Below are 24,496 nucleotides of genomic sequence, written 5' to 3'. Positions count from 1 at the left end.
GCCGGGCCGGCGACGTCCGCATTCCGTAAGGAGCCGATGCCCGGTATACCCTTTTTGCGTTCGTAGGGTGAGAGCCGTGACCACCTCCTCCCCCGCCCCGGAACCGGGCCCGCCGTCCGTGGACGTCGTCCTCCCCTGTCTCGACGAGGCCGCAGCGCTGCCGTGGGTACTGGAACGCGTCCCGCCCGGCTGGCGCGCCCTCGTCGTGGACAACGGCTCCACGGACGGCTCCGACCGCATCGCCCGCGAGCTCGGCGCGACCGTCGTGCACGAGGAGCGGCGCGGTTTCGGCGCCGCCTGCCACGCCGGGCTGACCGCCGCCACGGCCGACATCGTCTGCTTCTGCGACTGCGACGCCTCGCTCGACCCGGCGGACCTGGTGCCGTTCGTGCGCGAGGTGCGGGCCGGCGCGGCGGACCTGGTGCTGGGCCGGCGCCGGCCGCGGGCGCGCGGGGCCTGGCCGGTGCACGCCCGCGCGGGCAACCTCGCGCTGTCCCGGCTGCTGCGCCGCCGTACCGGACTGCGGCTGCGCGACCTCGGCCCGCTGCGGGCCGCCCGGCGCGAGGAACTGCTCGCCCTGGACCTGACCGACCGGCGCAGCGGCTATCCGCTGCAGATGGTGGTGCGCGCCGCCGACGCCGGCTGGCGCGTCACCGAGCACGACGTCCCGTACGCGCCGCGCGCCGGCGCCTCCAAGGTCACCGGCACCTGGCGCGGCACCTTCCAGGCGGTACGGGACATGAGCCGTGTGCTCCAGGAGGCGCCGGTGCGGGAAGGGGCGGCCTCGTGACCTCCACGTCTTCCGTGACGCTGCTCGTCATCGCCAAGGAGCCCCGGCCGGGCCGGGTGAAGACCCGGCTGACCCCGCCGTTCACCCCCGAGGAGGCGGCGGGGCTCGCCGAGGCCGCGCTCGCGGACACCCTGGACGTGGTGGCGCGTACGCCCGCGCGACGCCGGGTGCTGGTGCTGGACGGGACACCTGGACGCTGGCTGCCGAAGGGCATCGAGGTCGTACCGCAGTGCGCGGGCGGGCTCGACGAGCGGCTGGCCGCCGCGTTCGCCGGGTGCGACGGACCCGCCCTTCTCATCGGCATGGACACGCCCCAGGTGACGCCGGAGCTGCTCACCGTGGACTTCGGTGACTGCGACGCGTACTTCGGTCCCGCCGAGGACGGCGGTTTCTGGGCGCTGGGCCTGGCCGAGCCCGATCCCCGGCTGCTGCGCGGGGTCCCCATGTCGACCCCCGGCACGGGGGCCGCGCAACGACGGCGGCTCACGCATCTGCGGGTGCGTGAACTACCGCGTCTGCGGGACGTGGACACGGCGTACGACGCCGAACTGGTCGCCGGTGAGGCACCCGGCGGACGGTTCGCCGCGCGGCTGGCCCGGCTGACGGCGGCCCACCGGTGAGCGAGGTGCGCGCGGCAGCGCGCATCGGACACCAGCGGACGGCCCTCGCCGCCGAGCGGGCCTGGTCCGCCGACCCCTACGCCGAGGCCCTGCGCGCAGGCCGGGGGCCGCTGTTCCTGCGCCGCGCCGACGGATGGCTGCTGCCCCTGGACGTGGAGCGCTGGTGCGCGGAGGCCGACGCGGCGGACCTGGAGGTGCTGCGGCGCTGCGAGGGCGCGGTGCTGGACGTGGGCTGCGGGCCGGGGCGGCTGGTCGCGGCCCTGGGCGCCCGGGGGCACCGGGCACTCGGCATCGACGTCAGCGAGGCCGCGGTCGCGCACACCGTCGGCCGCGGCGGGCAGGCACTGCTCCGCTCCGTCTTCGACCCGCTGCCCGGCACCGGCCGCTGGGGCACCGCCCTGCTCATGGACGGCAACGTGGGCATCGGCGGCGATCCGGGGGCCCTGCTCGCCCGCCTCGCCCGACTCCTGACACCGGGTGGCCGGTTGATCGCGGAGACGGTCCCGTACCCGGACGTGGACGAACGCACCCCGGTCCAGGTCACCGACGCCCACGGCACCCCCGGCGTCCCGTTCGCGTGGGCCCGCCTCGGGACTCCGGCGCTGCTGCGGTACGCGGAGGGAGCGGGCTGGCGCGCTGAGGACGAATGGTCGACGGGCGGGCGCTGCTTCGTGGCACTCCGGGCGAAGTAGGGGCGAAAACGTACGGGCCGGCACACCACCGAACAGCCGTCAGCCGTCAGCCGTCAGCCGTCAGCCGTCAGCCGTCAGCCGTCAGCCGCCGGACGCTTCCTTCCGCCGCGCACCGCGAACACCACCGCCGACCCACCGAACAGCACGGCCGTGACGATCAGCCACCGGACCGCATACCCGTCCGCGGACAGCCCCGCAACGCCGGCATACCGCTCCGACACCCGACCGGTGATCAGCGGGAACCACACGAGCAGCAGCAGCCCGGACAGGGCAGCCGGCACCCGTACGTGGTTGACCCACCTCCTCCGCCGCCCCGCGCCCTTGACCAGCGCCCGGTCGGCCGCCGCGTACAACGGCAGCAGCACCAGGTCATGGATCACCGCCGCCCCCACGAACCACAGCGCGACCATGAGCCAGTCGCCGTCGAGCAACCGCACCCCCGCGTACGCGCAGAGGACGAACGAACAGAGCAGCACGAACAGCTTCACAGGTCACCTCACAGTTCACCGAAGGTCAGCCGGGCGACCCACTTGGTGGCGAGCACGCCGGGCGCGGCGGGGACGATGATCCGGGCCGGGTAGCCGTGGTCGGGGGTCAGTTCCTCGCCGTTGACGAACAGGGCGAGCAGGGAACGCGGGTCGGCGACCTGGTTGGCGCGCAGCGCACCACGGCGGAACGCACCACGACGCTGCAGCGACTCCACGAACACGTCCACCGGCTCCTCATGGCCGACGAGCGCCGCGAGGTCCCGCAGCCGTACGCCCCGCCACCACTGGTCGGAGGTGGACCAGCCCTCCACGCAGGCGATGGGCAGGGCGGCGCTGTGCAGCGGCATGCCGAGCAGGTCGGCCCTGCTGAGCCGTACGGTGCCGGTGGGCCCGGTGACGACCAGCCGCCACGCCTCCTCGCTCGTCTCGGCGGCGCGGATCCCGGCGTACGCGGCCGTCTTGTTGATCTGGAAGCCCGCCGGTCCGGTGCCGGGTTCGGGGCCGCCGTGCGGGGTGAGGACGGCGGTCTCGCGCAGCGGCCCGTCGAAGCTGCGCCCGGCGGAGGTGGCCAGGAGCAGCAGCGAGCCGCCGCCGACCAGCCCGAGCGCCCCGCGCCGCGAGACGGTCGGCGGACCGGGACGCGGAGCCACCAGTTCGTCCGCCTGCTCGTGCCCCTCCTCCCGCATCGTCCGCAGATTGCGGAACGCCACCGGCGCCTTCAGTACCGCATGGGCGAGGAACGCGCCGAAGAACACCCAGGCGCCGTAGAAGTGCAGGGGGTAGAAGGAGCCGGGGAAGACGTAGTCGAGCTGGACGTTGAGGATGCCGGTGGTGAACTCGAACAGCGCGCCGCCGACCAGAAGCAGCAGCGAGATCCGTTCCAGGGCGTGGGTGAGCGAGCGGGCCGGGGGCAGGGTGAACAGTCTGGGTACCACCGACCAAAGCTTGGCCAGCAGCACCGGGACGAGCACGAGGCCGAGCGTGACATGGACACCTTGGGTGAGCCGGTAGAGCCACGGCGGGTCGGTGGGCCAGGAGAAGAGGTGGAAGCCGAGGATGCCCTTGCCGGGGGTCTTGTCGTTCACCGGCGCGAGGTCCGGGTTGTACGCGGCGTACGACAGCAGTCCCGTCACGAAGAGGATCGTGACGCCGGCGAGGAGGACCACCCCGAGCACCGAGGTGAACCAGGGGCCGCGCAGCGGGCTGCGCCAGAAGTCCGGCGCGAACGGGCCTCGCGCGAGGCGGATGGGGAGGGAGGACCGAGGCATGTGCCGACCGTAGGTCCGCACCACCCCGCGAACGGGTGCGGAAGCGATGACGAAACGCTGACGTCCGCCCTTGTCGGCCACTCGCCACCGCTCCTCCGGCCTAGCGTGACGACGTGAACCGCGATCTTTCCCGTGCCACGGCCCGTGACCTCTCGGCGGTCCTGGCCGCCGCGCTGCTCGTCCTGGCCGCCGTGCTGATCGGCGCCCGGCTCGAGGACCGCTACGGCACGCTCCGGGTGAACCGGCCGCCGCTGCTGGCCGACTGGGCGCCGCACGCCGGCCCGGGTACTCCGGCCGCGCTGGTCGTCGCCGCCGCCGTGGTGGCGTACGGGCCCTCCCTGGCCGCCCGGCTGTCCTGGCGGCGCCTGCTGCTCACGACGTGGGGGGCGTCACTGGCCTGGACGTGGTCGCTCGCCCTCGTCGACGGCTGGTTCCGGGGCGTCGCCGAGCAGCTGACCACCACCCACGAGTATCTGCGGGCCGTCGACCGCTTCCGGGACCTCCCCGCCGCCCTGCGGGACTTCGACGCGCACATCCTGCTGGACAGCCCCGACAACTGGCCCGCCCATGTCGCCGGGCATCCCCCGGGCGCCACCCTCACCTTCGTCCTCCTCGACCGGATCGGCCTGGGCGGCGGGGGGTGGGCGGGCGCCTTCGTCATCACCGTCGGCACCACGGCGGCGGTCGCGATCCTGATCGCCGTACGCCGGCTCGCCGGCGAGTCGCTCGCCCGCCGCGCGGCGCCCTTCCTGGTCCTGGCCCCGGCGGCGGTGTGGGTGGGCACGTCCGCCGACGGTTACTTCACGGCGGTGGCCGCCTGGGCCGTGGCCCTGCTGGCCCTCGCCGTGACCGGACACCGCCCGGCGTGGACCGGCCTCGGCTCCGGACTGCTGTTCGGGCTCACCGTGTATCTGTCGTACGGGCTCACCCTGTTCGCGGTGATCGGCGCGGCCGTCCTGCTGCTGGGGACGCGGCGGCTGCGGACACTGCCGTACGTGATCGCCGGGTTCCTGGTCGTGCCGGTGGTGTTCGCCGTGCTGGGGTTCGACTGGTGGGAGGCGTACCGGCTGCTGGTCACCCGCTACCAGCAGGGGGCGGGCGGGGTACGGCCGTACGGGTACTGGGTGTGGGCCAACCTCGCGTGCACGGTGCTGATCACCGGTCCGGCGACGGTGGCCGGGCTGCGCAGGGGCGGGGGCGCGCTCATCGGGGACCGGGGCGCCGCCGCCCGCCTGGCGGTGCTCGTGGCGTCCGCCCTCCTCGCGCTGCTGATCGCCGATCTGTCCGGGATGAGCAAGGCGGAGACGGAACGCATCTGGCTGCCCTTCGCGTTCTGGCTGCTCCCCGCCGCGGCCTTCCTGCCCGGCCCGCGCGCCTGGCTGACCGGGCAGGCGGTCCTCGCGCTGCTCCTGAACCACCTGCTGCTCACCGGCTGGTGAGCAGCAGGCAGGTACGGGGTCAGCCCTCCGTGGGCTGCAGCGTCAGCGAGATGCTGTTGATGCAGTACCGCTGGTCCGTGGGCGTCGCGTACCCCTCGCCCTCGAACACGTGCCCCAGATGCGAACCGCACCGCGCACACCGCACCTCGGTGCGCACCATGCCGTGCGACCGGTCCTCGATCAGCTCCACGGCGTCGGTGTCCTTCGGGTCGTAGAAGGACGGCCAGCCGCAGTGCGACTCGAACTTGGTGGTCGAGGTGAACAGCTCGGCGCCGCAGGCGCGGCAGGAGTAGACGCCCGTGGTCTTGGTGTCGGTGTACTCGCCGGTGAAGGCGGGTTCCGTGGCCGCCTGGCGCAGAACGGCGTACTCGGACGGAGACAGTTCCGCGCGCCACTGCTCGTCCGGCTTCTCCACGTCGTACGGCATGAGCTTCCAGCCCCTTACTTCGACAGACGGTCCAGGATCCGCGGGCCGAGGTCGGTGACGTCGCCCGCTCCCATGGTGAGAACGAGATCACCGGGCTTCGCCATTCCCGCGACCACCTCGGGGATCTCCGCCTTGTCGTGGACGGCGGTGACGTCCGCGCCGGCCGTCCGGGCGGCCTCGATGATCAGCTCGCTGGTGACGCCGGGGATCGGGTCCTCGCGGGCCGGGTAGATGTCCAGCACCACCGAGGCGTCGGCGAGGGACAGGGCCCGGCCCATCTCCGCGCCCAGCTCGCGGGTGCGGGAGAAGAGGTGGGGCTGGAAGACGACGAGGATGCGGGCGTCCCCGGCGGCGGCGCGCATCGCCTCCAGGTCGGCGGTCATCTCGGTCGGGTGGTGCGCGTAGGAGTCGATGACCTGCACGCCGGCGGCCTCGCCCTTGAGCTGGAGGCGCCGCTTCACCCCGGTGTACGCGGCCAGCGCCGGGGCCAGCTCGGCGGCGGGGACGCCGAGGGCGGCGCCCGCGGCGAGCGCGGCCACCGCGTTGTGCGCGTAGTGCCGGCCGGGGACCGACACGGTGAAGGTGAGCGGGGCGCCGTCGAACTCGACGGTCACCTCGCTCTTCAGCCCCTGCGGGACGACCGACAGCACCCGCACGTCGGCGTCCGCCGCCTCGCCGTACGTCACGGTCCGCACCGAGCCGTCCAGCCGCCGGGTCAGCTCGCGGGCGCCCTCGTGGTCGGCGGAGATCACCAGGGTGCCGCCGGGCACGATCCGGCCCACGAACGTCTCGAAGGACTCGTGGATCTCCTCCATGGACGCGTAGTTGGCGTGGTGGTCCAGCTCGACGTTGAGGATGATCGCGACCTCGGGCGCGTACTTGTGGAAGCTGCGGTCCGATTCGTCGGCCTCGGCGACGAAGATCTCGCCCGCGCCGTGCAGCGCGTTGGAGCCCGGGGCGTCCAGGTCGCCGCCGATCGCGTACGACGGCTTTCGGCCCAGCTCGGTGAGGGAGACGGCCAGCATGGAGGTGGTGGTGGTCTTGCCGTGGGTGCCGGCCACCGCGATCGGCCGCAGGCCGTCCATCAGGGCGGCGAGGGCGTCGGAGCGGTGCACCACCGGGACGCCCAGCTCGGCCGCCCGGACCAGTTCGGGGTTGTCCTCGCGGATCGCGGAGGAGACGACCACGCAGCTGGCGTCGTCGGCGAGGTGGCCGGCGGCGTGGCCGATGTGCACGGTGGCGCCCAGCGCGCGCAGGGCCTCGGCGGTCGGGGAGTCCTTGGCGTCGCTGCCGGCCACCTTCGCGCCGCGCTGGGCGAGGATCTTGGCGATGCCCGACATTCCGGCGCCGCCGATGCCGATGAAGTGCGGTCGGTCCATGGCGGTAGGAAGGCCGGGTGCCATGCGTGTTCTCCCAGTGGTGCGACGAGCGGGACGGCGGTCTTCGCGCTCCCGCGGGAGGGCCCGGGAGAGCGCCGCCCCAGCCTATGCCTTGCTGTGCGAGAAGAGTTTCAGCACCGGTACCCCGACCTTGTGCCGGGCCCGGGAGGCCCAGTCGCGGTGGAAGAACTCCTCCACGTAGTGCGGGTCGGTCAGGACGATCACCTCGTCCGCCCCGACCTCCTCCACCATGGTCTTCAGCGCGTCCAGGGGGTGGTCCGCGATGAGCCGGCCGTCCGCCTCGTCACCGGTGGCCCGCAGGGCCTGCAGGGACACCTCCAGCGCCCGCTCCCCCATGTCCTGGGCCTCCTCGCCCTCGGGGGTCTCGCCCTCGCGGGCGGCCTCGTCGAGCTCGCCGAGCGCGACGTCGTCGATGGCTCTCAGCAGCCGGTCGGCCTGTTCGCCGCGCGGCTGGAGCAGCACGTGGAAGGAGACCGGCTCGTCGCCGTGCAAGGTGGTGACGAACTCCACGTCGGCGGACGTCAGGGCCTTCTCGATCATCAGTACGCTGGTGAACACCAGGCGCCCCTTCTCCTCGGAGGACCCTAGGGCCCCTCTCTGCTCCGTGGGCCCGGCCAGGCCCTGCGGAAACCCTTCTGCCCCGCGTTCGCACGGGTACTGCCGGATTCAGTGTCGCCCCTTCCCGCACCGGCCGGGCGGATGCGTTCCGCCGATCACCGGACAAGCGGCCACCATCGGGCGCTCCCGCGGACGCGGACGTCAGGACCGCCGGTATCGCGTGAACAGGAAACCGTCCTCCTCCAACATCGACTTCAGCGCGAAACGCCGCGGAAGTGTTACGGACGGCCCACCGGCGATGCGCTGCGCGTCACCGGCGGTGAGCATCGGCGAAACCGTCAGACAGAGCTCGTCCAGCACCTCCGCCGCCACCAGCTGGCCCAGCAGCCGCGGCCCGCCCTCGGTCAGCAGCCGGGTGTGTCCGAGGTCCGCGAGGGCCCGCACCGCCCGCGCGGGGTCCACCGCCGCCCCCTCCCCGGCGGTGACCACCCGGGCGCCCGCCCGCTCGGCGGCGGCCACGCGGTCCGGGGCGGCCCCGGCGCCGGTCAGCAGCAGTGTGGGCACCAGGGGGGAGGTGAACAGCGGCAGCGAGAAGTCCAGGTCCAGACCGGCCGTCACCACCGCGATCACGGGCGCGGGCCCCTGTCCGGCCGCCTCCCGCGCGGCCGCGAACTCCGCACGCGCGCGTGCCGGGCGGTAGCCCTCCTGCCGTACCGTCTGCGCGCCGACGACCACGACGTCGGCGAGCGCCCGCAGTGTGCCGAAGATCCGCATGTCGGCCGGGCAGGAGATGGGCTGCGAGCGGCCGTCGTGCTGGGCGGCCCCGTCGAGGGTGGACACCATGTTGGCCCGCAGCCACGGCTCCCGGCCGCCGGGTCCCGGCTCGGGGTAGGCGTACGCGGCGGCCAGCTCGGCGAGGCTCCACTCACGGCCTTCCTCCCCGCCGGGAGCTGCTGTTTCGTCGGTCACGTCGGTCACGGGGAACAGGCGTCGCATGCGGTGCAGTCTTCCACGGGCCGTAGCATGGGGGACCGTGTCGTCCTCCTCCCCCGCCCCCCGGCCCGGTCCCATAGCCGACGTGGCTCCGCTGTCCCTGTGCGCCCGCGAGCCGCACGTGCCCGCGGACCGGCTCGTCGCCGAGATGGTGCCGCCGCCGCGGTTCGACTCGGTCCGCTTCGACACCTACGTCCCGGACCCGGACCAGCCGAGCCAGACCGAGGCCGTGCGCGTCCTCGAGGGGTTCGCGGCCGGCCTCGACGGGGCGGCGGCCGGTGACGCGGGCCGGCGCCGGCTGTTCGGCTTCGGCAAGGCGCCGAAGAAGGCCCCGGCCGGGCCGCGCGGCGTCTACCTCGACGGCGGCTACGGCGTCGGCAAGACCCACCTGCTGGCCTCCCTGTGGCACGCCACCCCGGCCGAGCCCTCCCGCAAGGCGTTCGGCACGTTCGTGGAGCTGACCAACCTGGTCGGCGCCCTCGGTTTCCAGCAGACCGTGAAGACCCTCTCCGGGCACCGCCTGCTGTGCATCGACGAGTTCGAACTGGACGACCCGGGCGACACCGTGCTCGTGTCCACCCTGCTCGGCAAGCTGGTCGAGGCGGGGGTCGCGCTCGCCGCCACCTCGAACACGCTGCCGGGCAGGCTCGGCGAGGGCCGGTTCGCGTCGGCTGACTTCCTGCGTGAGATCCAGGGCCTGTCGGCCCACTTCCGCGCCCTGCGCATCGACGGCGAGGACTACCGCCACCGCGGTCTGCCCGAGGCGCCGGCGCCGCACTCCGACGAGTGGGTGACCCGGACGGCACACGCCACCGAGGGCGCCTCGCTCGACGCCTTCCCCGACCTGCTGGAGCATCTCGCGCGGGTCCACCCCAGCCGCTACGGCGCCCTGACCGACGGACTCCGCGCGGTGTGCCTCACCGGTGTGCGTCCGGTGCCGGACCAGTCGACCGCGCTCCGGCTCGTCGTCCTCGCGGACCGGCTCTACGACCGTGAGGTGCCCGTACTCGCCTCGGGGCTGCCGTTCGACCGGCTGTTCAGCGAGGAGATGCTGAAGGGCGGCTACCGCAAGAAGTACTTCCGGGCGATCTCGCGGCTCACCGCGCTGGCCCGCGACGCGGGACGGCTCACCGAAACCCCGTGAAACGGGTGAACCGGGTCGACCGCGTGTCGGATACCCGATCGAACAGCCGTCGATCAAGGGCGCATTCGCGCCAACACACCCTTTCTTTTCAGGCTCTCTTCGCCACGAAACATTGAGTTAACCCTGCAAACGACTTTGCAGGGTTAACGTGTTTCTTGACCAACCATTGACCAAGCGTTGGCATGCGGGAGAGGTGCGAACCGCCTCGCGAAGCACGCATGTTCCAAGGTCCGGCGACTGCGGCCCCACCCCCGGCCTCTGCCGTCGCTTTACCTGCGCTTCACTTCTCCGCATTTCCCGCACCCTTCGCACCCGCGTATACATTCCGTGAGGCAAGGGCCACGGGTCAGCGGAGTCCGACCTTTGTCATGCCCGTCCGACGCGCCCCCACGCGCGCCAGGAGGAATCACCAGATGCAGCCCCTCATCGACAACGCCCGCACGTTCGGACAGCGCCCTGAGGAGTTCGCCCGCCTCGCCGAGGGGCAATCCCCCGACGTCCTGTTCATCACCTGCTCCGACTCCCGGGTCGTGCCGGCCCTGATCACGGGCGCCCGGCCCGGCGAGCTCTTCGAGCTGCGCACCGCGGGCAACATCGTCCCGCCGTACACCCCCGGGCGCCCCACCTCCGAGGCGGCCACCGTCGAGTACGCGGTGGGGGTCCTCGGCGTGACGGACATCGTGGTCTGCGGCCACTCCCACTGCGGGGCCATCGGCGCGCTGGTGCGCGGCGACGACCTGGACGCCGTGCCCGCCGTACGCGACTGGCTGGCGCACGCCGCCGACGAGCCGGCGCCGGCCGACGCGACGGACCCGGCGTGCGCGCAGGCGGTCCAGCACCACGTCCTGGCCCAGCTGCTGCGGCTGCGCTCGTACCCGTGCGTCGAGCAGCGGCTGGCCTCGGGCCGGCTCCGGCTGCGCGGCTGGTACTACGAGGTGCACACCGGAGCCGTACGCGAGCACCGCGCGGACACCGACACCTTCGAGGCGCTGTGAGCACGGCCGTGTCCAAGTTCCCCCGTCTGCGGCAGGACTTCGCCGCCTCGCTCGTCGTGTTCCTCGTCGCGCTCCCGCTGTGCGTGGGTGTCGCCGTCGCCTCCGGCGTCCCGGCCGAACTCGGCCTGATCACCGGCATCGTGGGCGGGCTGGTCACCGGCCTGCTGCCGGGCAGCAGCCTGCAGGTGTCCGGTCCGGCCGCCGGGCTGACCGTGCTGGTCTTCGAGGCCGTCGACACCTACGGACTGCCCGCCCTCGGCGTGATCGTGCTGGCCACCGGGCTGCTCCAGCTGGCCATGGGCGCGCTGCGGCTCGGCCGCTGGTTCCGCGCGATATCGCTCTCGGTGGTCGAGGGCATGCTGGCCGGCATCGGTCTCGTGCTCATCGCCGGCCAGCTCTACGCGGCGGCCGGGCTGGCGGCGCCCGCCTCCGGCGTCGACAAGATCCTCGGGCTGCCGGGGGCGGCCGCGGACGCGCTCGGCAGCACCGAGGCGCTCGCCTCGCTCGCGGTCGGCGCGGGCACCGTCGCCGTGATGGTGCTGTGGCGCCGGATGCCGGGCCCGGCCGGCGCCGTACCGGGCGCGCTCGCGGCGGTCCTGCTGGCGACGGCGGTCACCCTCGCGTTCGGCGTGCCCGTCGCGACGGTCGAGGTGCAGGGCCTGCTCGACGCCGTCCAGCCACCCGGCGCGGACGCCTTCGGCGGACTGGAGGCCGGCGTCCTCGGCACGATCGTCGCCTTCACCCTGATCGCCTCCGCCGAGAGCCTGTTCAGCGCCGCCGCGGTGGACCGGCTGCACGACGGTCCGCGCACCCAGTACAACAAGGAGCTGATGGCGCAGGGCGCGGGCAACACGGTCTGCGGGGTCCTCGGCGCGCTGCCGATGACCGCGGTCATCGTGCGCAGCTCGGCCAATGTCCGGGCGGGCGCCAGGACCAAGGCGTCCCGGGTGCTGCACGGCGTGTGGCTGCTGCTGTTCGCGGCGCTGCTGCCGTCCGCGCTGGCGCTGATCCCGCTGCCCGCGCTGGCCGGCATCCTGGTCCACGCCGGCTGGAAACTGATCCCGTTCCGCGGGGTGGTCGCGCTCTGGCGGGGCCACCGGGGCGAGGCGCTGATCCTGGTGGTCACCGCCGTGTCGATCGTCGTGGTCAACATGTTCGAGGGCGTGCTGATCGGTCTGGCCCTGTCGGTCGCCAAGACCGCCTGGGAGGCCTCGCAGGCGAAGCTGGAGGTCATAGACAAGGGAGCGGGCCCCATCCAGGTGTACCTGTCGGGCAACGCGACCTTCCTGCGCCTCCCGAAGATCCTGGACACCCTGGAGTCCCTCCCCCAGGACCGCCCCGTCGAACTGGACCTCACCGGCCTCCACCACCTGGACCACGCCTGTCACACGGCCCTGAGGAACTGGTCCGAACGCCACAGCACACCGGGCACGGACCCGGTGAAACTCACGGAACGCCCGACGAAGGAGAAGGAAACTCCGGTCACGGCCCCCTGAGGACGCGGGGAGCCGGGCCTCTTCAGGGACGCGGGGCTGTCCCGACATGCGGCTCCGCCGTGTGGGCGCGAACGGGGGTCCGGGGGCAGCGCCCGGGGAACGGGAAGGAGCGGGAAGGGGCGGCGGGGGCGAAACACCCCGCCGCCCAGCCCTGCGGCCCGGCCCTGCCGCCACCCGACATGGCTCCACACCGGGCACCGGGCATATCGTTGCAGCAACGGATGAACCCGCACGCAACAGACCTCTGACCGGGAGGTCGACATGGTCGAGGAGCTACTCACCGCAGCCGTCACCGTGGGCGCCGCCGGCGCCGCCTACGTCATCGCGGCGGCCCGGGTCGTCAAGCAGTACGAGCGCGGCGTCGTCTTCCGCCTCGGCCGCCTGCACGGCACCGCGCGCCCGCCCGGCTTCACCCTCGTGGTCCCCGGCGTGGACCGCCTGCACAAGGTCAACCTCCAGATCGTCACGATGCCGGTGCCGGCCCAGGAGGGCATCACCCGGGACAACGTCACCGTCCGGGTCGACGCGGTCGTCTACTTCAAGGTCGTCGACGCGTCGGCGGCCATCATCAACGTCGAGGACTACCGCTTCGCGGTGTCCCAGATGGCGCAGACCTCACTGCGGTCGATCATCGGCAAGAGCGACCTCGACGACCTGCTGTCCAACCGCGAGAAGCTGAACCAGGGCCTGGAGCTGATGATCGACAGCCCCGCGATCGGCTGGGGCGTGCAGATCGACCGCGTCGAGATCAAGGACGTCTCCCTGCCCGACACGATGAAGCGGTCCATGGCCCGCCAGGCCGAGGCCGACCGCGAACGCCGGGCCCGTGTCATCAACGCCGACGCCGAACTCCAGGCCTCCAAGAAGCTCGCCGAGGCCGCCCAGCAGATGTCGGAGACCCCCTCCGCCCTCCAACTGCGCCTGCTGCAGACCATCGTGGCCGTCGCCGCCGAGAAGAACTCCACCCTCGTCCTGCCCTTCCCCGTCGAACTCCTCCGCTTCCTCGAACGCGCCCAGCAGCCCGCACCGGACCTCTCGACGGAACCCCGCCCGGCGTCCGACGACCGCGCCCCCGGCCCGTGACACGTGCTACGCGCGTGGTTCCCGTGACCCGCACCAGGTGATAGACACGACCGGATCACAGTTCCTGTCCGCCAGCAGGAAGGTTTCCCCATGTCAGAAACCGGGTCCACCACCGGGTCCACCACCGGCTTCCCCACGACACGACGTCAGGCGCTCGCCCGTTCCGGCGCCCTCGGCATCGGCATCGCCTTCACCGGCGCCCTCTCCGAACTCTTCACCGGCACCGTCGCCGCCCAGGACCTCGGCCACAGCGGCTACGGCCCCCTGGTCCCCGACCCCGACGGACTGCTCGACCTGCCGAAGGGCTTCCGCTACACCGTGCTCTCCCGCGAGGGCGACCCGCTGCGCTCCGGCGAGGGCCCGGTCCCCTCCCACCACGACGGCATGGCCGCCTTCGCCGGCCGCCACGGCCGTGTCCACCTGGTCCGCAACCACGAGAACCGCGCCACCGGCAGAGTCCCGGTCCCGGTGGTCGACGGCCTGACCTACGACCCAGAGGGCAAGGGCGGCTGTACGGCACTCACCCTGGACCACCGCGGCCGGGTGCTGTCGGAACGGGTCGCGATCGCCGGTACGGCCGTGAACTGCGCGGGTGGACCGACCCCCTGGGACACCTGGCTGACCTGCGAGGAGACCGAGGACAAGGCCGGCACAGGCGGCTACACCAAGGACCACGGCTACATCTTCGAGGTCGACGGCGCCGACCCGCGCCGCACGGGCGCCGTACCGCTGACCGCGATGGGCCGCTTCCAGCACGAGGCGATCGCCGTGGACCCGAAGCGGGGCGTGGTCTACGAGACCGAGGACGCCTTCGAACGGCCCTTCGGCCTCTTCTACCGCTTCCTGCCGGAGAAGCCGCTCGGCGGCACCGGTTCGCTGCGCGCGGGCGGCCGGCTCCAGGCGATGCGGGTGCCCGGGGTGCCCGACCTGTCCTCGATCCAGGACGTCGGCGCCCGCTTCGACGGCGTCGAGTGGGTCGACGTACCGGACCCGCTGGCCGCCGAAACCCCCATCCGCCACCAGGACTTCGGCCCGAAGGGCATCACCCACGCACAGAAGCTGGAGGGCTGCTACTGGGGTGGCCGCTCGGTCTGCTTCGTGTCGTCCTTCGCCCGCAGCGCCGAGGGGTCGGCCGGTGACCACTACGGCCAGATCTGGCGCTACGACCCGGACCGGCGTTGCCTCACCCTGGTGATCGTCTTCGGCCCGGACACCGACGTCCAGCTGCCCGGCGAGTCTCCGGACAACATCTGCCTCGCGCCCAGCGGCGGTCTGATGGTGTGCGAGGACGGCGGCGGCGCCCAGCACGTCTACGGCGTCACGCGCCGGGGCGAGGTCTACGCGATGGCGCGCAACCGCCAGGCGATCACATCAGCCGCTACCGCGGCGGGCGGCACCCCCGAGGGACCGGAGTGGGGCGAGTTCGCCGGGGTCACCTTCTCCCCGGACGGCCGCACGATGTACGTCAACTGCTACGACCCCGGTACGACGTTCGCCGTGACGGGCCCCTGGCGCAGGTAGCCGCAGCCGCACGACGACCGGGACGGAGGCCGGTGCGCCGCCCTCCGTCCCGGCACGGCGCTCAGCCCGCCAGAAGCGCGTCCATCTGGCCGACGGCCTGACTCATCCCCTCCACCATGCCCATCTCGGCCAGCTGCTCCATCTGCTCCCGGGTGTCGAAGACGGACCGCAGTTCCATCCGGGTGCCGCCCTCGGACGCGGTGAGCGTCATCCGTACCGAGGTGGTCGGCATTTCGGGGTTCGGCTTCCCCTCCTGGTCGGAGAAGCCGTCGGTGAACTCGAGGGTGGTCGGCGGCGTCACCGAGGAGACCCGCCACCAGCCGCCGTACTTCTCGCCCTCCGGGCCGGTCATGTGGTACTTCATGCCGCCCCCGGGCGTCAGGTCGTGCTCCTCGAAGGTCGCCGGGTAGCTCGGCGGGCCCCACCAGCGCTCCAGCAGCCGCGGGTCGGCCCACAGCCGCCACACCCGCTCCACGGGAGCGGTGAAGTCGGCGACGAGGGTGAGCGTCAGTCGGTCGACGTCCTTGTCCACGCTGGTGACAGTCATCCGTCCGGTCCTTCCGTCGTGTTCTCGTCGTGGGCCGGGGCCTCGGAGTCACCGGTCCCGGTGACGTCCTCCGCGAGCAGACCGGACATCCGGTCCACCCGCGCCCGCCAGGCCGACTCCAGTTCGTCGAGGGCCTGCCGCGCCCGGCCCACCGCGTCGGGATCGGTGCGCACGAGCTGCTCCCGTCCGCGTCGCTCCTTGGCGACCAGACCGGCCCGCTCCAGCACCGTGACGTGTTTCTGCACCGCGGCGAAGCTCATCGGGTACGCCGCGGCCAGACGTGACACGGACAGCTCACCCCGGACGCAGCGGCGGAGGATGTCGCGCCGCGTCGCGTCGGCCAGGGCGTGGAACAGCCGGTCCACGGCTTCGCCGGTCTCGTCGACCCCATCTACAACCATTTGGTTGTACGTTAGTCCCGTGCCGCCCGTCGTGCAAGAGATCCGCCCGGACGGTGAACCGGTCGCGCCGGGGTACTCGGCGCGGCATGACGGAGAAGCAGCAGGCAGGCGGCTCGTACTGGCTCCAGACCGCGCCGGGCGGCCGGCACACCCCATTGACCGAGGACCTCGACGTCGACGTGGCCGTGATCGGCGCGGGCATCGCCGGCCTGTGCACGGCCCGGGAGCTGGCGCGGGCGGGGAAGAGCGTCGCGGTACTGGAGGCCGGACGGGTCGCGGCCGGTGTCACCGGGCACACCACGGCCAAGGTCACCGCCCTGCACACGCTGGTCTACGACAAGCTGCGCCGCACCCGGGGCGGCGAGGGCGCGCGCCTGTACGCCCGTTCGCAGTCCGAGGCGATCGAGCACACCGCACGGGTCGTGGAGGAGCTCGGCGTCGACTGCGAGTGGGAGCGCCGCAGCGCGTACACCTACGTCCGTGACGCGGACCGGGTGGAGGAGCTGCGCGCGGAGGCCGAGGCGGCGCGGGAGGCGGGCCTGCCGGCCTCCTTCGTGACGGAGACCGGCCTGCCGTTCCCGGTGGCGGGCGCCGTCAAGGTGACGGACCAGGTGCAGTTCCATCCGCGCAAGTACCTGCTGGCGCTCGCGGACGACATCGTCGCGCACGGCGGGCGCGTCCACGAGGACACCACCGTCCTCGGTCTGGAGGAGGGCACGCCGTGCCGTCTGTCGACGGCGGCCGGGGCGACGGTGACGGCCCGGGACGTCGTGGTCGCCACCCACTACCCGGTCTTCGACCGGGCACTGCTGTTCACCCGCCTCTCCCCGCGCCGCGAACTGGTCGTCGCCGGGCCCGTTCCCGCCGGTCAGGACCCCGGCGGCATGTACATCACTCCCGAGGAGAACACCCGCTCGGTCCGCACGGCCCCCTACGGCGAGGACGGCTCCCACCGCCTCCTCGTGATCACCGGCGAGCACTTCACACCGGGCACGGGCGACACCCGTGCCCTCTTCGACCGCCTCTCCGCGTGGGCCCGCACGCACTTCCCCGACGTCGAACTCACCCACTTCTGGGCCACGCAGGACAACGATCCCACCGACACCGTGCCGCTGGTCGGCCCGCTGCACCCGGGCGCCCGGCACACCTACGTCGCCACCGGTTTCGGCGGCTGGGGCATGAGCGGCGGCATGATGGCGGGCCTGCTGCTCACGGCGCAGATCACCGGTGAGGAGTGCGAGTGGAGCGGTCTGTACGACCCGCGCCGCCTGGCCTCCGCCGTACGCGAGGCGCCGTCCTTCCTCAAACACCAGGCGCAGGTGGCCAAGCACTTCGTCGGCGACCGGCTGCGCCCGGCGCCGCCGGCGGAGGCGCTGCCGCCGGGCGAGGGCGCCGTGGTCCGCGCGGAGGGCGGCCGGCTCGCGGTCTACCGCGACGACGACGGCACCCTGCACGCCGTCTCCGCCCGCTGCACCCACCTGGGCTGCCTGGTGGACTTCAACGCCGCCGAACGCGCCTGGGAGTGCCCCTGCCACGGCTCCCGCTTCGACACCGACGGCAAGGTCATCCAGGGCCCGGCGACACGGCCGCTGGAACGGCGCGACATCTGAGGCGGTACGGGGCGGACACCCACCCACCCGGGTGATGCGGGGACCGACCAGGACGTACAACAGCATGAACGCCATGAATGCACTCATATTGTCATACGGTGATCACTCTCGTACGTCGAGCAGCCGCCGTATGCGTCCTGGCCACCGCGCTCGCCGCCTGCGCCACCGCCCACCCCGCCCGGCAGGCGCCCCGCCCCGCGCCCTCCGCGCCCCCCTCCCCCTCGGCCCCTCCCACACTCGCCCCGGGCCCGTCCGGCCTGACCCCGGTCTTCCGCAACGGCCCGCGCACCGGCGACCGGGCGGTCGCCCTCACCTTCGACGCCGACATGACCGCCGACCAGGGCCCGAGGGCGGCGGCGGGCGAGCACTTCGACCACCCGCGGCTCATCGCCACCCTGCGCGCGCTGAAGGTGCCGGCCACGGTGTTCATGACGGGCCGCTGGGCCGAGGAGTACCCGGACCAGGCCCGCTCCATCGGCCGGGACCCGCTCTTCGAGGTCGCCAACCACTCCTACAGCCACTACGCCTTCACCGGCGACTGCTACGGCCTGCCGGCCGTCTCCGCCGACCGGATGCGGGCGGACGTGGAGCGGGCGTACGCGGCGTTCCGGAAGGTGGGCGTGCCCGATCCGAAGCCGTACTTCCGCTTCCCCGGCGGCTGCTACGACCGCGCCGCGCTCAAGGCGTTGACCCCGGCCGGTGTGACGGCCGTGCAGTGGGACGTGGTGGGCGGCGACGCGTTCGCCACGGACGCGGAGGCGGTGGCGCGGCAGGTGCTGGAGGGCGTACGTCCCGGCTCGGTGGTCGTCCTGCACTGCACCCGCAGCGCGGCCCCGGCGACGGAACGGGCCGTACGGAGAATCGTCCCGGAGCTGCGCCGCCGGGGCTACCGTTTCGTGCAGGTCTCCGACCTGATCTCGGCGGCGAACGGCCGGGCCGAGCGTCCTACCCTTGAGCCATGAGCGACACCGACAACGACTACTGCCTGATCGACGTCACCCGGCCGCCCAGGGCCGACGGCCCGCCGTACGCGGCATGCGTGCTGTGCCAGAAGCCGACGGAGTACCCGGAGTCGTACAAGGGCATCACGCTGTGCCCGGTCTGCGAGTGGCGGGAGGCCGAGCGGACGTCCTGCTCGGGCTGACGGGACCGCCGCGCGGCTTGGCACACTGAACGCGTGAGCAATGATCAGACACCTGCCGCCGACAACCCCTTCCGCCCCGATCCGGGCGCCCGCGACGCGGCACCCCAGTTCGTCCTGCCCCTGGTGGTCCGCATCGAACGGGCGGCGCCTCCGCCCCGTACGGACGCCCTGGAGACGGCGGCCCGCGCGGTCCTGGTGATGCTGACCGACGAGCGCTCGGTGGGCGAGGGCGAGTGGGCGCGGGCGATGCGCGACTGGCAGGACGCCCGCATCCGCAAGGTGGTGCGCCGGGCGCGCGGCGCGGAGTGGCGCCGCGCGGAGGCCCTTCCCGGGATCACGGTCACCGGCAAGTCGGCGGAGGTCCGCGTCTTCCCGCCCGTCCCCCTGGACGGCTGGCCCAAGGACCTGGCCCGCCTCCAGGTCTCCGGCACCGACCTCGACGACCCCGATCCCGTGCCCCCGACGGACCCGGCGGCCCCCGTCCTCTGGCTGAACCCCGCCCTCGACATGTCGGCCGGCAAGGCCATGGCCCAGGCGGGCCACGCCGCCCAACTGGCCTGGTGGCGACTCCCGGACGAGGCCCGCGCCGCCTGGCACGCCACCGGCTTCCCCCTCACCGTCCGCACCGCCGACCCCGCCCACTGGCCCGCCCTGACCACCACCGGCCTCCCCACGGTCCGCGACGCGGGCTTCACGGAGATCGCCCCGGGCTCGTGCACGGTGGTGGCGGACCATCCGGCGCTGCGGTGAGCCCGGCCGGGCGTGACTTCTCCTTGCCTTCCGTCCCTGCCGGAAGCGTCGGTCAGGGCGCGGCGTTGAACAGGTCGACGGCGCTCTGCTGGCGTGCCGCGTCCACCCTGTCGAGCGGCCCGTACCAGCGCAGCCCGTACTGGTCGAGGGTGTTGCGGTCGCTCGCGTGGGCGCGGTCGGCCTGGCGCCGGAGGTAGGGGGTGTACGGGTGGTCCGGGAGTACGGCATTGAGCTCGCCCAGTCCCCGCACGTGCGCCCCCTTGAACGACGGTCCGTCCGCCCCGCAGTCGCCGTTCTCGCACGGGTCGCGCAGGATGCCGTCCGCCGTGTGGAGCGCGGACGAGGTGGTGGCGGCGTCGGCGATGCGCCGTGCGTCGGTGAGCAGGGCACCGTCGCCCGTGGCCCGGTGCAGTTCGGTCAGGGCGCCGAGGAGCACACCCTGGTTGTACGACCACACCGTGTCGCCGTTGTTGCGGCAGGTGCCCAGGTCGATGCCGTCGTTGACCAGGTGCGAGCCGTTCACCATGCCCGTGCCCCTGAACCAGGACCAGCCGGCCCGCGCCCGCTCCAGGTAGGTCCTCTCCCCCGGCATCCGGTTGTGCAGCGCGGCGTTGAGCTGGATGTAGAGGGAGTTCGAGATCGCGTTCTTGTAGGTGCGCGCGGTGCTCCACCACACTCCGCCGCCGCACGTGGAGTCCCAGTACGCGGCCATGTGGTCGGCGTCCGCGCGGGCGGTGGCGAGATAGCGGCGGTCGCCGGTCAGGTCGTAGGCGGCCACCCAGGCCAGTCCCCACCAGCCGGTGTCGTCGATGTAGTCGTTGCGGAACTGCCCCTCCCGCGCGTTCACGTTCAGGTCGTAGGTGCGGGCGATGGCGTACCGGTAACTGCCCATGCCCGACGCGCGGATGTTGTCGATGACGGCCGTGAGCGCGTTCGCCGAGTTCCACCAGCCGGTGGTGTCGAACAGGCCCGTCGAGTGGTTGTAGAGGGTCATCAGTCCGGTGGCCGCGGCGGTGCGCCGGTCGCCGGCGTTCCAGGTGGTGCGCGCCCAGGGCGTGCAGGCGATCTCGGGACGGTCACCGGCCTTGCCGCAGGCCCGCAGCGCGCCGACGCCGTGGGCGCCCCAGTCGTCCACGTTGTACATCCGGGTACGCCATCCGCGCTGCCCCGACGGTACGGCGGTGGCGCCGAGCCTGCTTCCCTGACTCCAGGTCCGGCCGCCGTCGAAGGAGCGGTCGAGCCAGACCTCGTCGCCCGGGTCGCCGTTGCCGAGGGAGGCCCAGCCCATCGCGTCGGTGTCGTCGAAGTGCAGGACGATGGAGCGTGAGTGGACGGTCGCCGTGACGGGCGTGCGGTCGCCCGGGGAGAGGGCGGGGTCACGGCCGTCGCAGTGCTTGTTGCAGACGTCGGCCGCGCTCGCCGTGTCGCCGGCGGACGCGGTCTGCGGCAGCAGCGCGCACAGTGCCAGCGCCAGGGTGAGGCCGAGCGCCGCGGCGGGCTGCCACCGGCGGGATCTCCGTACGGGATTCATGGATGGACTGCTCCCTGTGTGGGGCGCCTTCCTGCCCTGATGTCAGCTGGGGCCGTGTGCCGGCCCTTCGACGGACGCGACGGTCCTGCACACGGAGGCAGGGTGCTCGGCGGATGTGGGGGAATGAGAGCGCTCCCGCAAAGTAGTACTGGGCATGGTGAGCGTCAACGTGCGTGAAACGAAAGTGAGTTGTTCCGGAAATTAGGTAGCTTGCCACTACTTCATCCGAGGCCCGTGAGGGAGCGACAGACATGAGCCGGCTGCGGAAGACATTCCGTTCCATCGAGATCGGCGACGGCGGCGACGGCCGCTGGGCCACCCATGTGCGTCCCATGTGGCCGCGCGCGAAGGAGTGGATGACCGACGAGAGCCGGACAGCGGAAGGCACGGACCGGGCCAGGGCGCTGTTCGAGACACACATGCCGGAACTGGTCCCGGTCCTGGAGCGGCTCGCCCGTCAACTCGACCGGCCCGGCGGGGAGACGTTCCTCACCCTCGCGATCCTGCGCCCGTTCTTCTCCGGCTGCACGCAGATCGGCGGGAGCGGCACCCTGCTGCGCAACTACGACTTCGCCCCCGACGAGTGCGAAGGCACCATCGTCTCCTCGCACTTCCTCCGTCCGGTCATCGGAACGCAGGACGCGGTCTGGGGCCTGCTCGACGGGATGAACGACGCCGGACTGGCGGTCTCGCTCACCTTCGGCGGCCGGTTCGTCCACGGCCCCGGCTTCGCCGTCCTCATCGTGCTGCGCTATCTGCTGGAGACGTGCGACACCGTCGACGAGGCACTCGGCAAGCTGCGGTCCATACCGATCGCCATCCCGCAGAACGTCACCCTCGTGGACTCCGGGAAGGCGGTGACGGTGTTCGTGGGACCGGACATCCCGCTCACCGAGGCACCGGACGCCTGCGCCGCCAACCACCAGCACCTGCCGGTGCCGGACGACCAGGAGCGGTTCTCCCGGACCCAGGAGCGGCTGAGCACCGTCCGGGCGGCGGGCGAGGACGTGGCGGCGATGCTGAAGCCGCCGCTGTACCAGTACGCGTATGACGAGGGGCTGGGAACGGTCTACACCGCCCACTACCGGCCCACCGAGGGCCGGGTGACCTACCACTGGCCCGACGAGTCCTGGGAACAGTCCTTCACCGACTTCACCCCCGGCTCCCGCGACATCTCGCTCGGTCGGGCCGGCTGAGACCCGGGCCGTGCCCGTACGACCCGCATACATCCGGGAGGACGACTTCCGCGCGCTCGACGGCTTCGCCCGGCCGGCGCGCCCCCAACCTCAAATGTTGCTCTGAAGGTGGCCGGGGCGCGGTTCGGGGGTGTGTTGGGGGGCCATATCCCTCTCACCTACGGGGGCCGGACACACCGGTGGAGGAGGGGACGATGGTGCGACTGGGGACGGGGATCGGGTGGCGGCCGGAGATCGCGGAGGCCGTCGAGGGCATGCCGGGGATCGACTGGGTCGAGGTCGTGGCCGAGAACGTCTGCCCCGGGCATCTGCCCGAGTCGCTGGAGCGGTTGCGCGAGCGGGGGGTGACCGTCGTGCCGCACGGGGTGTCGCTGGGTCTTGGCGGGGCCGAGCGGCCCGACGAGGGGCGGCTGGCCGCCCTCGCCGAGCGGGCGGAGGCACTCGGGTCGCCGCTCGTCACCGAGCACATCGCGTTCGTGCGGGCGGGCGGTGCGCTGACCGCCTCGTCGCTGATCGAGGCGGGGCACCTGCTGCCCGTTCCGCGCACCCGTGACGCCCTCGACGTGCTGTGCGAGAACGTCCGTATCGCGCAGGACGCGCTGCCCGTGCCGCTCGCCGTGGAGAACATCGCCGCGCTGATCTCGTGGCCCGGCGAGGAGATGACCGAGGGGCAGTTCCTGTACGAGCTGGCCGACCGGACCGGCGTACGGCTCCTCATCGACGTCGCCAACCTGCACACCAACCACGTCAACCGGGGCGAGGACCCGGCCGAGGCGCTCGCCGGACTGCCCCTGGAGGCCATCGCGTACGTCCATGTCGCGGGCGGGTTCGAGCGGGACGGCGTGTGGCACGACAGCCACGCCCACCCCGTCCCGCGGCCCGTGCTCGACGTCCTCACCGACCTCGCCTCCCGGGTCTCCCCTCCTGGCGTCCTGCTGGAGCGGGACGAGAACTTCCCGGAAGCGGAGGAGATGGAGCGGGAGTTGGGCGCGATCCGGCGTGCGGTGGAGCAGGGGGCGGAGCGGCGGGACGCGGGCGCGGCGCCGGTCGTGGGGGTCCGCCCCGAGCCACGGCAGGGCTCCCTCGAGGCCGCCCGGGAGCGGCTCGCGCTCGCGCAGACCGCGGTGCTGTCCGCGCTGGTCGCCCAGGCGCCCGTACCGGAGGGGTTCGACCGGGTGCGGATGGGCGTGCAGGCGCGGGCGCTCGCCGCCAAGCGGGCCGATGTCGTCGCCAAGGTCGCGCCCGAGCTGCCGGTGATCCTCGGGGACGGGTACCGGGCCGCCTTCCTCGCGTACGCGCAGACGCGGCCGATGGCCGGCGGCTACCGGCGGGACGCGCTGGAGTTCGCCGAGCATGTGCTGGCCGGGCGGCCGGAGGACGCGTCGGTGCGGCGCGAGCTGCGGGAGTGGTGGCTGGAGCGGTCGGGGTCGAGGCCGCGTTCGGGCAGGCCGGCGGTGCGGCTGGCGCGGGCCACGCGGCGGGTGTTGCTGCGGCGCTGACCGCAGGCGCACCCGGCAATCCAAGCGGAACGTCACATACTGACAACACTCCGTCCCGGATTGTGAACAAGGCATGGTGTATTCGCGACCGTGTCGCTTACAAACAACTCATGTTCTGGGTACCTCTTCTGCTCCTGGCCTGGGCCGTCGCCGGTGTGGCGTGCCTGCGGCTGTGTCTGGCCGCCGTGCGCGGTGCCGCCGTGGCCGACTCCGACGCGGGAGCGGGACGCGATCTGACGCTGTACGAGGCCGCGTTCCTGTCCGGCGGCCCCGGGCGGGTCGCCGATGTCACGCTCGTCGCGATGGCCCGTCAGCGGCGACTGCTCCTTGCGCACACCGGCTGGGCCACGGTCGTCGATCCATGCGGGCGGGACGAGATGGAGCGGTCGGTGATAGGGGCGATAGGGCCTCAGGGGCAGTCGCCGATCGCGCCGGTGCGGGCCGCCGCGGCGACCGCGGACGCCGTGCGCGGGATCGCCGAACGGCTGGTCGGCGCCGGGCTGGCGGTGCCCGACGGTGCCGGGACGACCGTCGCCGAGGCGGTGCGGCAGGTGCGGCTCGCCGTGCCGGCCGTGGCGGGACTGGCAACGGCCGCCCTGCTCATGCCCGTTCCGTCGGACATGCCGCGCTTTCTGGTCGCGCTGTGGTTCGCGCTGCCCCTGGCCCTCACGCTGGGCTGCCTGGCCATCGCGCGGTTCGAGGTCCACCCGTACTCGCCCTGGGCCTCCCCGGCCGGTCAGCGCCTGCTGGGCACCCTGCCCCGCGGTGCCGGCGACGCCGCTGACGACCGTACGTATCTCACGTCCGTCGCCGTGCGCGGCATCCGCGCGGTGGGCGAGCCGGAACTGCGCGCGGCCTTCGCGCACCGGGGACCCCACGAAGGGCATTGACGCCGACACCCCGG

At 73.0% G+C, this 24,496-nt stretch carries 25 protein-coding genes; 16 read left to right on the top strand and 9 right to left on the bottom strand.

What is annotated here, in order from left to right; all coding sequences use genetic code 11:
• The first annotated feature begins 67 nt into the window (after window positions 1-67).
• From ACFXAE_RS06130 to ACFXAE_RS06120, 3 genes are read left to right on the top strand one after another with little or no spacing between them, the layout of a single operon-like run.
• Window positions 68-790, top strand: coding sequence for a glycosyltransferase family 2 protein (locus tag ACFXAE_RS06130; RefSeq protein WP_384708714.1), 723 nt, complete (start codon window positions 68-70; stop codon window positions 788-790).
• Window positions 787-1,410, top strand: a complete 624-nt coding sequence (locus ACFXAE_RS06125) for a DUF2064 domain-containing protein (protein ID WP_384708711.1) — start codon at window positions 787-789, stop codon at window positions 1,408-1,410. Before ACFXAE_RS06130 ends, ACFXAE_RS06125 begins: the two co-directional genes overlap by 4 nt.
• Window positions 1,411-1,415: 5 nt before the next feature.
• On the top strand, window positions 1,416-2,102 hold the full coding sequence (locus ACFXAE_RS06120; RefSeq protein WP_384709056.1) for a class I SAM-dependent methyltransferase: 687 nt from the start codon (window positions 1,416-1,418) through the stop codon (window positions 2,100-2,102).
• 74 nt (window positions 2,103-2,176) lie between these two features.
• On the opposite strand, the gene ACFXAE_RS06115 is transcribed toward ACFXAE_RS06120, so the two are convergent.
• Together ACFXAE_RS06115 and ACFXAE_RS06110 are read right to left on the bottom strand one after the other, a co-directional pair.
• The gene (locus tag ACFXAE_RS06115; protein WP_384708708.1) at window positions 2,177-2,590 is read right to left on the bottom strand and encodes a hypothetical protein; all 414 of its coding nucleotides are present in this window, start codon (window positions 2,588-2,590) and stop codon (window positions 2,177-2,179) included.
• A gap of 8 nt (window positions 2,591-2,598) precedes the next feature.
• Window positions 2,599-3,858, bottom strand: coding sequence for a molybdopterin-dependent oxidoreductase (locus tag ACFXAE_RS06110; RefSeq protein WP_384708705.1), 1,260 nt, complete (start codon window positions 3,856-3,858; stop codon window positions 2,599-2,601).
• Between the two features lie 113 nt (window positions 3,859-3,971).
• Here ACFXAE_RS06110 and ACFXAE_RS06105 point away from each other — a divergent pair, with 113 nt between their 5' ends.
• Entirely contained in the window at window positions 3,972-5,297 is a 1,326-nt protein-coding gene (locus ACFXAE_RS06105) for a hypothetical protein (protein WP_384708702.1), read from the top strand.
• Between the two features lie 19 nt (window positions 5,298-5,316).
• Here the strand turns inward: ACFXAE_RS06105 and msrB are convergent, their stop codons facing one another.
• From msrB to ACFXAE_RS06085, 4 genes are all read right to left on the bottom strand, one after another.
• Window positions 5,317-5,724 carry a peptide-methionine (R)-S-oxide reductase MsrB gene (msrB, locus tag ACFXAE_RS06100; RefSeq protein ID WP_384708699.1) on the bottom strand — a complete coding sequence of 136 codons (408 nt, stop codon included), beginning with the start codon at window positions 5,722-5,724 and terminating at the stop codon, window positions 5,317-5,319.
• A 14-nt stretch (window positions 5,725-5,738) separates the two neighbouring features.
• Window positions 5,739-7,127 (bottom strand): UDP-N-acetylmuramate--L-alanine ligase, encoded by a 1,389-nt coding sequence (murC, locus tag ACFXAE_RS06095; RefSeq protein ID WP_384708696.1) that lies wholly within the window; start codon window positions 7,125-7,127, stop codon window positions 5,739-5,741.
• 81 nt (window positions 7,128-7,208) lie between these two features.
• On the bottom strand, window positions 7,209-7,682 hold the full coding sequence (locus ACFXAE_RS06090) for an indole-3-glycerol phosphate synthase (protein ID WP_384708693.1): 474 nt from the start codon (window positions 7,680-7,682) through the stop codon (window positions 7,209-7,211).
• A 201-nt stretch (window positions 7,683-7,883) separates the two neighbouring features.
• Entirely contained in the window at window positions 7,884-8,678 is a 795-nt protein-coding gene (locus tag ACFXAE_RS06085; protein ID WP_384708691.1) for a pyrimidine reductase family protein, read from the bottom strand.
• Between the two features lie 37 nt (window positions 8,679-8,715).
• Between ACFXAE_RS06085 and zapE the strand changes: the two genes are divergently transcribed.
• The 5 genes from zapE to ACFXAE_RS06060 all read left to right on the top strand — a co-directional run bounded on the left by zapE (window position 8,716) and on the right by ACFXAE_RS06060 (window position 14,914).
• A complete protein-coding gene (gene zapE, locus ACFXAE_RS06080; RefSeq protein WP_384708688.1) occupies window positions 8,716-9,819 on the top strand; it encodes a cell division protein ZapE in 1,104 nt (367 codons plus the stop codon).
• 413 nt (window positions 9,820-10,232) lie between these two features.
• Window positions 10,233-10,814 (top strand): carbonic anhydrase, encoded by a 582-nt coding sequence (locus tag ACFXAE_RS06075; protein WP_384708685.1) that lies wholly within the window; start codon window positions 10,233-10,235, stop codon window positions 10,812-10,814.
• 8 nt (window positions 10,815-10,822) lie between these two features.
• Window positions 10,823-12,310, top strand: a complete 1,488-nt coding sequence (locus ACFXAE_RS06070) for a SulP family inorganic anion transporter (protein WP_384708682.1) — start codon at window positions 10,823-10,825, stop codon at window positions 12,308-12,310.
• Between the two features lie 261 nt (window positions 12,311-12,571).
• Window positions 12,572-13,393, top strand: coding sequence for a slipin family protein (locus tag ACFXAE_RS06065; protein WP_384708679.1), 822 nt, complete (start codon window positions 12,572-12,574; stop codon window positions 13,391-13,393).
• Between the two features lie 90 nt (window positions 13,394-13,483).
• Window positions 13,484-14,914 carry an alkaline phosphatase PhoX gene (locus ACFXAE_RS06060; RefSeq protein WP_384708676.1) on the top strand — a complete coding sequence of 477 codons (1,431 nt, stop codon included), beginning with the start codon at window positions 13,484-13,486 and terminating at the stop codon, window positions 14,912-14,914.
• A 61-nt stretch (window positions 14,915-14,975) separates the two neighbouring features.
• Here ACFXAE_RS06060 and ACFXAE_RS06055 read toward each other — a convergent pair whose 3' ends face one another.
• A complete protein-coding gene (locus ACFXAE_RS06055; RefSeq protein WP_384708673.1) occupies window positions 14,976-15,461 on the bottom strand; it encodes an SRPBCC domain-containing protein in 486 nt (161 codons plus the stop codon).
• Window positions 15,458-15,862 (bottom strand): ArsR/SmtB family transcription factor, encoded by a 405-nt coding sequence (locus ACFXAE_RS06050; RefSeq protein WP_384708670.1) that lies wholly within the window; start codon window positions 15,860-15,862, stop codon window positions 15,458-15,460. Before ACFXAE_RS06050 ends, ACFXAE_RS06055 begins: the two co-directional genes overlap by 4 nt.
• An 86-nt stretch (window positions 15,863-15,948) precedes the next feature.
• Here ACFXAE_RS06050 and ACFXAE_RS06045 point away from each other — a divergent pair, with 86 nt between their 5' ends.
• The 4 genes from ACFXAE_RS06045 to ACFXAE_RS06030 all read left to right on the top strand — a co-directional run bounded on the left by ACFXAE_RS06045 (window position 15,949) and on the right by ACFXAE_RS06030 (window position 19,366).
• Window positions 15,949-17,472 (top strand): FAD-dependent oxidoreductase, encoded by a 1,524-nt coding sequence (locus ACFXAE_RS06045; protein WP_384708667.1) that lies wholly within the window; start codon window positions 15,949-15,951, stop codon window positions 17,470-17,472.
• A 98-nt stretch (window positions 17,473-17,570) separates the two neighbouring features.
• Window positions 17,571-18,434 carry a polysaccharide deacetylase family protein gene (locus tag ACFXAE_RS06040; RefSeq protein WP_384708664.1) on the top strand — a complete coding sequence of 288 codons (864 nt, stop codon included), beginning with the start codon at window positions 17,571-17,573 and terminating at the stop codon, window positions 18,432-18,434.
• On the top strand, window positions 18,431-18,616 hold the full coding sequence (locus tag ACFXAE_RS06035) for a hypothetical protein (RefSeq protein WP_384708661.1): 186 nt from the start codon (window positions 18,431-18,433) through the stop codon (window positions 18,614-18,616). The genes ACFXAE_RS06040 and ACFXAE_RS06035 overlap by 4 nt, the downstream gene beginning before the upstream one ends.
• A 33-nt stretch (window positions 18,617-18,649) precedes the next feature.
• Window positions 18,650-19,366, top strand: a complete 717-nt coding sequence (locus ACFXAE_RS06030) for a peptidyl-tRNA hydrolase (protein ID WP_384708658.1) — start codon at window positions 18,650-18,652, stop codon at window positions 19,364-19,366.
• A gap of 52 nt (window positions 19,367-19,418) precedes the next feature.
• Here ACFXAE_RS06030 and ACFXAE_RS06025 read toward each other — a convergent pair whose 3' ends face one another.
• Window positions 19,419-20,897, bottom strand: coding sequence for a glycoside hydrolase family 76 protein (locus ACFXAE_RS06025; protein ID WP_384708655.1), 1,479 nt, complete (start codon window positions 20,895-20,897; stop codon window positions 19,419-19,421).
• A gap of 251 nt (window positions 20,898-21,148) precedes the next feature.
• Here ACFXAE_RS06025 and ACFXAE_RS06020 point away from each other — a divergent pair, with 251 nt between their 5' ends.
• The 3 genes from ACFXAE_RS06020 to ACFXAE_RS06010 all read left to right on the top strand — a co-directional run bounded on the left by ACFXAE_RS06020 (window position 21,149) and on the right by ACFXAE_RS06010 (window position 24,482).
• On the top strand, window positions 21,149-22,093 hold the full coding sequence (locus ACFXAE_RS06020) for a C45 family autoproteolytic acyltransferase/hydolase (RefSeq protein ID WP_384708652.1): 945 nt from the start codon (window positions 21,149-21,151) through the stop codon (window positions 22,091-22,093).
• A 194-nt stretch (window positions 22,094-22,287) separates the two neighbouring features.
• A complete protein-coding gene (locus ACFXAE_RS06015) occupies window positions 22,288-23,592 on the top strand; it encodes a DUF692 family multinuclear iron-containing protein (protein ID WP_384708649.1) in 1,305 nt (434 codons plus the stop codon).
• A 110-nt stretch (window positions 23,593-23,702) separates the two neighbouring features.
• Window positions 23,703-24,482 (top strand): TIGR04222 domain-containing membrane protein, encoded by a 780-nt coding sequence (locus tag ACFXAE_RS06010; RefSeq protein WP_384708646.1) that lies wholly within the window; start codon window positions 23,703-23,705, stop codon window positions 24,480-24,482.
• Window positions 24,483-24,496 lie beyond the last annotated feature (14 nt).

Origin of the sequence: Streptomyces sp. NPDC059454 (genome assembly GCF_042749965.1) — a bacterium.
Lineage (GTDB): Bacteria > Actinomycetota > Actinomycetes > Streptomycetales > Streptomycetaceae > Streptomyces.
Note: the sequence above shows the minus strand (reverse complement) of the source record. Positions and strands in the feature narration are given on the sequence as shown.